Raw genomic sequence first — 10,070 nt, forward strand, 5'->3', positions numbered from 1 at the left:
ACAATGCATTCATCATTTTTTACTTACCCAAGAATGTTATGAGCTACTCAGCATAAATGTCCCGCAAATGACCCACTCAAATCCGCGAAGAGCCAACTTATTAAGGTGATCCCCATACATGCCGAGGCAATTTTAAACGGCGAGCTCGAAAAAGCGGTGGTTTTCTTAAAACACGCGTGAACACTCCCAAGTGAAGTTTTCCTGTTGAATAAAAAGGGTGGGGGCTGTGGGGAATTCGGCCGCGGAACGGACACCATGTAAAATTGGTACATTTCGTTTTTGAACTCTGGCCGCTTTAAATCTTGAATTATGCCCTGAAAGAATATAAAAAACTTCATATCAAATGAGGATGCTCAAAAAAATCGGGCTCACCGTAAAGCTCTCGCTGGCAGTCATAGCCGGATCTTTGCTCATCTACCTTCTTGTCTTCGGAATCGGATACTCCTTCGTTAACCGCATCCTATACAAGAACGTGAAGGATGTCGGCAATAACGTTGTCATATCCGCCTGCGACAGGATAGACGAAGTGGTGGATGAGGTCCGCCGCGTCACAAAACTGATGGAGCTTGTGGTACGACGCTACAGGCTGGACGACAAAGATGACTTCTTTAATATACTGAAAGCTGTGGTAAGCAGCAACAAGGATGTCTTTGGGATCTCCGTTTCCTACGGCCCCTATCTTGCCGATAAGAATGAAAGGTATTTTTCTCCTTATTGTTACAGGGAAGTGGATGACGCAACCTGCACGATGCTCGGCGGAAAGGATTACGACTATTTCAAGACAGCCTGGTACAAGGATACCAAAGAGAGCGGGAGCTCGTTATGGACCGACGCTTATACCGACGCTACGACCGGGGGAATTTACATACTCTCCCATTCAGCACCTTTCTACAGGAAAGCCGGGGACAAGATGGAGTTCGAGGGGGTCGTCTCGGCCGATATTTCTCTTGACCGGCTCCAGAACATAATCTCGAAGGCGGCCGGCAAGAACGACGGTTACGCCTTTCTCGTTTCGAAGAACGGCGGGTTCATAACCTTTCCCGAACCTTCTTTCGCGAATAAAAAAAACATAAACGACATCCCGTCGATGAAAAGCATGGCAGCCGGAATGACATCGGGGGAGACCGGTATAGCCGGCTTTGATGATATAATAACCGGCGAGTCGTCGTGGATATTCTATGCGCCAGTGAGCCTAAGCGACTGGTCGATAGGCGTCGTATTCAAGGAGAAAGATCTTCTTTCGAACATTCTTTACATCGCCCACCGGATGATAGCATTGGGTCTTGTCGGCATGATAGCCCTCTTCTTTGCCGTATTCTTCATATCCCGCCGTATGGTGAAACCATTGAACGCCCTGACAGTTGCGGCCGGAGAGGTCGCAAAAGGCGATCTGGAAACAAAGCTCCCGGCGCTGGATAGAAGGGATGAGATAGGGGCTCTGGCAAGGTCCTTTGCCGGCATGCAGGGAGACTTAAAGCAATATATCGCCGAGCTTTCGGGCAGCATCAAGGCCAAAGAGAGGATAACCAACGAGCTCAAAATAGCGCATGACGTGCAGCAGAGCCTTGTCCCCATGGAACTCAACATTGTCGGCGGAATGAACAATGTCGAAGCGTGCGGGATGCTTGTGCCTGCTCTTGAAGTAGGCGGCGATCTCTTCGACTGCTTCGAAATGGATGAGAAGCACACCTTCTTCGTGGTGGGCGATGTCTCGGACAAGGGGGTCCATGCGGCGTTCATGATGGCGGTGGTCCAGACCCTTCTGCGTGGGCTTTCAAAAGGACTGACGCATCCGGATGAGCTCTTGAAGATAATCAACCGCGAGGTGATCACCCGTAATAACAGGTCTATGTTCATAACGCTCTTCTGCGGCATGCTCAACAGCGGGACCGGGAGGTTCAGGTTCGCGAATGCCGGACATGTGGCGCCTGTCATCATCAGGAAGGGCGCCGAGCCGGCCTTCCTCAAAGGCGGTGAAGGAAAGGTGTTGGGTGTCGACAGAGACGCCGGGTTTAAATGGAGTAGCATCATGCTCTCTCCTGGCGACAAGATACTCATGTACACCGACGGCGTGACCGAGGCCATCGACACGAAAAACAGGCTCTTCGGTGAAGAGCGGCTTATTGAGGAGCTATCCAAGGACCCGAGGTCATCGCCCAAGAAGACGGTCGAATGCGTTTTATCTGCTGTCAAAGACCATGCCAAGGGCGTTGAGCCTTCGGACGACATAGCTCTTCTATGCTTCAAGCTCCTTTTCTGCGACGGCAACAGACTGAACATCTCGATAAACAACGATATCTCGGAGGTTCGCAAGGTCTCGGCCCTTGCCGCCGGCTTCTATTCACGTCTTCACTGCGGCGGTGAGTTCGTGAACGAGCTAGACCTTGCGATAGAAGAGACGGTCGTGAACATAATAAAGTTCGCCTTTGAATCCGGCTCAAAGCACACGATAGATATCTCCCTGGTCCACAAAGACGGAAAGATAACAGCGACCATAATAGATGACGGGAAGTCTTTCGACCCCGTGAAGGCATCACCCTCTGATCTTTCGCTCGAAATAAACGAAAGGCCCATAGGCGGGCTGGGGATAGAGCTTGTTAAAAAAATGACCGACGTGGTAGAATATGCCCGTGCCGGAGATTTCAACAGGCTTACGCTTATAAAAAAGATAAAGAGGTGAAAGATGATCGGTCCTAAAAGAACAGCTAAAGAGATGATGGAAAAGGCGTCCATCGCCGCCGGTGTCTATAGCGAGCTCGGCCAGAAAGAGACCGACAAGATAGTCGAAGCGATATACATGAAGGCTATGGAGGCAAGGATCTCTCTCGCCAAGATGGCCAACACCGAGACCGGGATAGGCATATGGCAGCACAAGGCGCTGAAGAACGCCCTCGCCGCCAAGCTCGTCTATGAAGATATCAAGAACGAAAGGACCGTTGGGATAATATCGCGCAACGAAATGGCGGGCATCACAGAGATAGCACAACCGCTAGGGCCGATAGTCGCGGTGATACCGGTAACGAACCCCACAGCGACAGTGATATTCAAGTGTCTGATAACCGCAAAGACACAGAATCCCATCATAATAAGCCCGCATCCTTCGGCGTATAAGGCAACGACAGAGGCGGCAAGGATATGCTATGAGGCGGCGCTTTCGGCGGGAGCACCTGACGACTGCATCCAATGGGCGCCTGAAAGCAGCAGAGAACTGACCCAGGAGCTGATGTCGCATCCGAAGACGGCCCTCGTGCTTGCAACTGGCGGGCCTTCCCTCGTTAAGGCGGCCTACAGTTCCGGAACGCCGGCCATAGGCGTCGGTTCAGGGAATGTTCCTGTCTATGTCGAAAGTTCAGCCGACATACCATTCACCGCCGAGAACATACTCCTCTCCAAGACCTTTGATAACGGGACCGTATGCGCAAGCGAACAGGCGATAGTGGCGGAAAAGGCCGTGGCGCAAAAGCTGCAAAAGGAGCTGGAAAAAAGAGGGGCATACTTTCTTAAACCCGACGAGGTGGACAGGGTCTCCAAGATATGCATCAACAAGGATACGGGCCTTATGAACCCCAACATCGTGGGGAGGCCGGCCCTTGCGATCGCCCAGATGGCGGAGATAAAGGCGCCGAAAGAGACCGTCTGTCTGATGGCCGAGCAGACAAAGATAGGGCCGGAATACCCCCTCTCCGGCGAGATACTGGCGCCGATCCTTGCATGGTATGTGGCGGATGATTTCAGGTCGGCGCTCAAGGCCTGCCTCGAACTCAACTACCGGGGCGGAATTGGACATACTGCGAGCATCTACTCCAACGACGAAGAGAAAATAACCGAGTTTGGCCACCTCATGAACGCCGGACGGGTGGTGGTCAACACCCCGTCGTCGCAGGGAGGGGTCGGGGGCATATTCAATATGCTCCACCCATCTCTGACACTCGGATGCGGGGCTGGGGGCAAGAACATCACCGCCGAGAATATAACCGCCAAGCATCTTTACAACATAAAGCGTGTCTGCCACAGGAGGCCGAACACAAGATGGCTCGCAGTTTCAGGCGATATGATAATCGACGAAAAACTGGGCGAGAAGGAGATAGACAAGGCCTACCATCACAACCAATAAAGGAGAATCATTATGACAGATTTCACTCTTGAGAACGGGTCACTTACCTGCAGATTCACAGGCCGGATGGACAGCCACGCCTCAATGGAGGCGGAAAAGATCGTTGCCTCAAAGATGAAAGAGGCTTCTCCTGCAAAGGTCGTATTCGATCTTGCCGAGGTCCATTATATCGCCTCCGGGTTCGTGAGGATATGCCTACAGACCGCAAAATCGCTTGCCACAGGCGATTTCTCCATCACCAACACAAGCCCTTCTGTCATGAAGATATTCGTGATGACAGGCCTCGACAAAGAGCTGAAGGTATCCTGAACAGCTACCTTAGCGCTTCTTCTTGAATATTCCCGAGATTCCGGCTCTGATATCTGTCAGGATCGACTCAGTAGAGCCTGTTACTGGGCCAAACCTCGACCTGGCCTTATTCACAAAAGAAGGTATCCACTTCACCTGCATATCGTCGAATACGGAGTAAAATACGGGCGTCAGAAGGAGCGTGACCATCAGACATAAGCTCTGGCCGCCGATTATGACAACGGCCATTGGCGCGCGGCTGGAAGAACCGGGCCCGCGCGAAAGTGCCACCGGTATCATGCTCGCCACAAGCGTTAGTGTCGTCATCATGATGGGACGCAGCCTTGTGCGCGAAGCTGTAACAAGCGCTTCATGGCGCTCCATGCCCCTTCCCCTTAGGGTGTTCGTATAGTCGACCTGCAAAATGGAGTTCTTCTTAACGATACCGATAAGCAGAAAGAGACCCAAGATAGAGATGATATGAAGCGTCATGCCGGTAATGAGGAGCGAGAAGATGGCAAACGGAAAGGCAAGCGGCAGAGACAACAATATGACAATCGGATAAGTGAGGCTTTCAAAGAGGGAGGCGAGTATCATGTACATGAAAATGAACGACAGGAGGAACGCCAGGATGAAATTGGTCTGCATCTCCTGCAGGTATTTGGCCTGGCCAACGAACGAGATATTATAACCCGCTTCAAAATCGAGTTTTTTCATCTCATCTGTCACGAACTTCTTTGCCGCGCCCATCGGGTAATCCTTGAGATTGGCGTTTATTTCTATGGCCCTCTGCCGCATGTAACGCTGTATCTGCGAGGGTCCCGTGGTCTCTTCTACCTTCGCCAGCTGATCGAGTCTCACGGGGTTCGGTGGATCATTGCCTATGGATGCGGGTATCGTTAGGCTCAAGAGGTCGGACGGATGTTTTCTGTATTTTTCTTCAAGACGCGTCCTCACTTCATAAAGCTCGTCTTCCACTTTGAACTTTGTAATATCCTTCTCGCCGGAGATGTAGAGCTGCAACGCCGAGGCAATATCGTTCGCGCTTACCTTGAGATCGGCCGCTCTCTGTCTATCTATATTTATCCTTAGCTCCGGCTTGCCAAGCTCGAACGTGGTGTCGACATCGACGAAACCTCCCTGCTTTCTCATCGCCGTCATCATCTTCTCGGCATATTCTTTCAGCTTCTCCATATCGGGACCGGTCATCCTCATCTGGAAAGTGGCCTCGCTTCCGCCTCCGGGACCGCCGATATCCTGAACCGAGGTCCTGAGGGTTGGATAGTGTTTAAGGAGGCCCCTCATGGTATCCATCACCTCTTTTTGGGTGTAGGAGCGTTCCTTGAGGTCCAAAAGCTTTACATAGATATCGCCCTCGTTGACCGCCTTGTTGTCGCCATTTCCGACGGAGGTAAGAAGGTCCGTCACCCCTTTCACCTGATGGAACTGTTTTTCGAGCTCCTTCATTATATTGTCCATCTCGGCTATCGAGGTCCCCACCGGAGCCTTGACATGAACGTTGAACTCGCTCTTGTCGTCCTTGGGAACGAAGTCCTTTCCAACGAACATCAGCGAAGGAATGGTGGTGAACATTATGACGACTGCGGCGATCATCGACGCTTTTCTGTGAGCAAGGCACCACTTGAGCATCTTTGTATAATGATGATCGAGGAACCTGTTTATTGCGCTCTCCTTTGAGCTGCCTTCCCCGCTTGTATCGGTCTCGCGCAACATTCGGGCGCTCATGGTCGGGGTCAACACGAACGCAAATACGAGAGAGACCCCTATCGCAAAGGCCATGGTGAGCCCGAAGCTGTACATAAATCTGCCCACGATGCCGCTCATAAAGGCCAGCGGCAGGAATATCACCATCAATGACAGGGTAGTGGATACGACCGCCAGACCTATCTCTTCGATGGCCCTTGCGGCGGCGACGAAAGGCTTTTCTTTTAGCTCTTCGATGTGACGGAAGATGTTTTCGAGCACAATTATGGCGTCGTCGATGACTATACCGGTGGCAAGAGAGAGAGAAAGGAGCGTCAGGTTGTTAAAAGTGAAGCCCATCCAGTTCATCAAGGTAAAAGTTGCTATGATGGATGCGGGAATAGAAACGGCGCAGATAACCATACTGCGAACGTTCTTAAGAAAAAGGAGGACCGTGAGCGAAACAAGAATGGCCCCCAGGATAACATCCTCTTCGAGCGAATGGACCGCCGCCACGATGAAACGCGACTGATCCTGCACGCATTCGACCTTAATGGCCTTAGGCAGCGTCTTTGCTATCTCATCCACCTTGGCCCGCACCCTTTCCGCCACGTCGACCGTATTGGCGCCGGACTGTTTCTTGATGATGAGCGTTATCGCGGGTGAATCGTCATAACGAGAAAAGTTGCGCTGTTCCTGCTCCACGTCCTTTACCTGCGCAACATCTCTTACCAGAACGGGAACGCCGCCAACGACATCTATCGGAATGTTCCCGAAATCTTCCGCATCGACTATCTTTCCCATCGTTCTCACAACAAGCTCTCGCGGCTCTTCGGTTATGCGCCCGCCTGGGAGCTCAATATTCTCGACTATAAGCGCCTTTTCGAGGTCGGCCACAGAAAGCGCTCTGGCAGAGAGCTTTATCGTGTCTATTATTATGTGGACCTCGCGTTCGCGGCCGCCGACTATTTTTATATTTCCGACACCGTTGACGTTCTCAAGAAGTTCTTTAACCTGTTTTCTGGTTATGCGGGTCAGATCCCTTATGGGGATGTCGCCGGTAACGACCACCTGCATGATGGGGGACGCGGCCATGTCGAACTTCTCGACTATGGGCATCTTTGTGCCGTAGGGGAACTCGTTAACAACTCGGTTAACGCGGTCGCGCACCTCTTCTACCGCGATATCTCCGTTCTTTTCCAGAATGAACTGCGCAACTACCATGGAGCTTCCGTCATAGCTGAAAGATTGGAGCTCATCCAAGCCCGCTATGGTATTTATCTGCTCTTCTACCTTTTTGGATATCTCGGTCTCTATCTCTTCGGGGCTTGCGCCCAAAAGATTCGTCGTAACGACGACCACGGGAAAATCGACCTCCGGAAAGAGGTCTACACCTATCTTGGAAAATGAGAAGACGCCGAACACCACCATCGCCATGATGATCATGGTGGCGAATATCGGCTTTCTTATGAACACTTCCGTTAGTTTCATAATTCGCTCATCCTGAGCTTGTCGAAGGATGGAATTCGTTCATGGTTCGACAGGCTCACCACGAACGTCTAGTCTTCCTTGGTTTTAATATCTGCGTCCTCTTCCTTGGTGGTAACGGTCTCCCCTTCGACAAGATCTATAAGTTTTCCGTTGGCCAGGACATCGTCCTTTGAAACGCCCTCTAGGACCTCAACATATGATGAATTTCTTATGCCAACCTTAATGGGATGATGTTTTATCTTTCCATCTTCCACCTTATAAACGAACTGTTTTTCGGCCTCCCAGCTGACCGCCGATACCGGAATTGAGACCACGTTCTCATGCGTTTCTATGGGGATATCAAGGCGGGTGAACATTCCGTGAACTAGCTTATGGCCTTCGTTAGGAACGGTCACCTCAACGCGCGAGGTCCTGTTCGCAACGTCTATGGCGCTGCTAATGGAGGTTATCTCCCCGGAAAATCTTTCATTGGGGACCGATCCGGTCGCAAAATCTATCTTAAGCCCTTCATGAACGTCGGGAAGATACTGTTCCGGCAGGTCTATCTTTATCCTCATATTGTCCGGTTGAACCACCGTAACGACCGGCGTGTTCGGATCGACCGTTCCTCCGACATCTACCATGATGCGCCCCACATACCCGTCTATCTTGGATACTACCGGGGACTGTTTGAACTTATAACCAACCTCGTCCTGCAGAGTGAGCATGATGGGCTGGTTCTTTTTTACGGGATCACCCTCTTTCAGAAGCTTCTTCGTCACTTTTCCCGGCGCCCTTGGGTAGATTTTCGCGAAATCTTCGGCCTCGATGCTCCCTGTCGCCATCACGGTCTGCGAGATGTCCCTTATCTCGGGCCTTGTCACTATTATTTCTCTCTGTTTTTTTCCGAGATCGCCTTTCGGCCCGCAGGAAAGTAATGCTAGCATGACCAGCATTGTCATTGCGAATTCGCCTCCGGCGGATGAAGCAATCTCCCACACTAGATTGCTTCGGGTCTTTGACCCTCGCAATGACATTTCATTTCTTTTCATATTTCACCTCCAAGGACCCTTTTAAGGGTCGCCTCGGCATTTAGACAATCAAAGACGGCCTGTGCGTAGAGCTGGTCGGCCATATCTCTTTGAAGTATCGTATCGTTGAGTTCCAGCTGGGATGTCAGACCGTGACTGAAACGAAGGCTTGCTATATCGACCGCTTTTTGAGCCAGATCCAGGGCCTTTTTCTGGCTGGTCTCACGCTCCACAGCCTCTTTAAAGAGGGCGTTCACGTTCTTCACTTCGCTTGCCACGTTCGATTTGAGCTTCATCTCCTCTTCGGATGCTATCTTCAGTTCGGCCTTTGCCTCGCTTATTCTATGGTGCGTTTTTAGGCCGTCAAATATGGGAATGCTTATGCCAACCCCGGCATTTAGTGAATAAAAGTGTTCTGAATCTTTCAGCTTCCAGTGATCGGTCTGCCCCTGCCAGTTAAGATTTCCAAAAAGACCTATGCTGGGCAGATATCCGCCGAACTCTATGCCGACGACATTTCGGAGCGCCCTCACATGGCGGGTCTTTGCCTCGATATCCTGCCTCTTTGAGAGCGCCGTTGAAACAAGGGCCTCATCAAGCGACATCGCCATTTTTTTATATGAGAGCGTACCCGTAAGCTCCACCTCTTCGCTCGGAGGGAGGGCCAAAAGATCCTTGAGGGCGTTCACATAAACCATCTTCTGCTGTTTTGCTGCCGAAAGTTCCGGCTGGATATTAGAGACCTGCACCTCCTGCCTCATTAAGGTGTAATCGCTTTCAATGCCGGTATCGTATCTTTTCTTAATGGCATGAAGTTGATCGGTAAGCTGTTTCAGCGTCTTTTCTTTTATGTCAATGACCCTGTCGGTCAGGAGAATCTGATAAAATGTGCGCTTCACCTGAAGCCTTATCTCTTCTCTTGTGTCTTTGAGTATGGCGTCAACGCTCATCGTCTCTTCTTTTGCGGCCTTAAGCGCCTTCATGACCTTGCCGGCTGCATATATGGCCTGATTAAGCGAGGCGCCGGCGGTATATTCGTTATTGAAACCTAATTTATACTGCTGTCCCGCTATGATAAGCTGAGGGAACCTGAAATTTCTCTGGTAGACGGCGTTGGCGGTCAACTGAGGCAATGCCCCGGACCTTGCCTCGCCTATCGTTGCATCGAGCTTATTCAGACGCTCCCTGGCTATCTTTACGTCATGGTTCGCCTTCATGGCCAGATCTATCGCCTGCTCGATGGTAAAGCGCAAAGGTTCGTCGGCGCGGGAAACTTGTCCAAAGACACACAATAAAAAAATAAGGCAAATAAGACTTAAAGATACTTTCACAGACCGGCATACTAGACAATAAGCCTTTTATAATAAAGTAAAAAAACTTTCTATCGTGGAACACGGAACAGACATCGTATCCCCCTTATAAAGAGGATAAGGTATATGTTGGATAGAGAATGGAGGGAGTTG

6 protein-coding genes are annotated in these 10,070 nt (G+C 50.9%); 3 read left to right on the plus strand and 3 right to left on the minus strand.

The window, feature by feature from the left end; genetic code table 11:
- The first annotated feature begins 343 nt into the window (after positions 1-343).
- The 3 genes from COV46_06650 to COV46_06660 are packed head-to-tail and all read left to right on the plus strand — an operon-like array spanning position 344 to position 4,423.
- Positions 344-2,680, plus strand: a complete 2,337-nt coding sequence (locus tag COV46_06650) for a hypothetical protein (GenBank protein ID PIR16848.1) — start codon at positions 344-346, stop codon at positions 2,678-2,680.
- A gap of 3 nt (positions 2,681-2,683) precedes the next feature.
- Complete coding sequence (locus tag COV46_06655) at positions 2,684-4,114, plus strand: hypothetical protein (GenBank protein PIR16849.1); 1,431 nt, start codon at positions 2,684-2,686, stop codon at positions 4,112-4,114.
- A 12-nt stretch (positions 4,115-4,126) separates the two neighbouring features.
- A complete protein-coding gene (locus COV46_06660; GenBank protein ID PIR16850.1) occupies positions 4,127-4,423 on the plus strand; it encodes a hypothetical protein in 297 nt (98 codons plus the stop codon).
- Between the two features lie 9 nt (positions 4,424-4,432).
- On the opposite strand, the gene COV46_06665 is transcribed toward COV46_06660, so the two are convergent.
- From COV46_06665 to COV46_06675, 3 genes are all read right to left on the minus strand, one after another.
- Positions 4,433-7,597, minus strand: a complete 3,165-nt coding sequence (locus COV46_06665; protein ID PIR16851.1) for an RND transporter — start codon at positions 7,595-7,597, stop codon at positions 4,433-4,435.
- A 68-nt stretch (positions 7,598-7,665) separates the two neighbouring features.
- The gene (locus COV46_06670; GenBank protein ID PIR16852.1) at positions 7,666-8,628 is read right to left on the minus strand and encodes a hypothetical protein; all 963 of its coding nucleotides are present in this window, start codon (positions 8,626-8,628) and stop codon (positions 7,666-7,668) included.
- Entirely contained in the window at positions 8,625-9,938 is a 1,314-nt protein-coding gene (locus COV46_06675) for a hypothetical protein (protein PIR16853.1), read from the minus strand. The genes COV46_06670 and COV46_06675 overlap by 4 nt, the downstream gene beginning before the upstream one ends.
- Between the last annotated feature and the right edge of the window lie 132 nt (positions 9,939-10,070).

The organism is Deltaproteobacteria bacterium CG11_big_fil_rev_8_21_14_0_20_49_13, from assembly GCA_002796305.1.
GTDB lineage: Bacteria > UBA10199 > UBA10199.

Coding starts and splice junctions, on each gene's coding strand:
- COV46_06665 (PIR16851.1), bottom strand. CDS start 7,597: ATGAAACTAACGGAAGTGTTCATAAGAAAGCCGATATTCGCCACCATG.
- COV46_06655 (PIR16849.1), top strand. CDS start 2,684: ATGATCGGTCCTAAAAGAACAGCTAAAGAGATGATGGAAAAGGCGTCC.
- COV46_06670 (PIR16852.1), bottom strand. CDS start 8,628: ATGAAAAGAAATGAAATGTCATTGCGAGGGTCAAAGACCCGAAGCAAT.
- COV46_06660 (PIR16850.1), top strand. CDS start 4,127: ATGACAGATTTCACTCTTGAGAACGGGTCACTTACCTGCAGATTCACA.
- COV46_06650 (PIR16848.1), top strand. CDS start 344: ATGAGGATGCTCAAAAAAATCGGGCTCACCGTAAAGCTCTCGCTGGCA.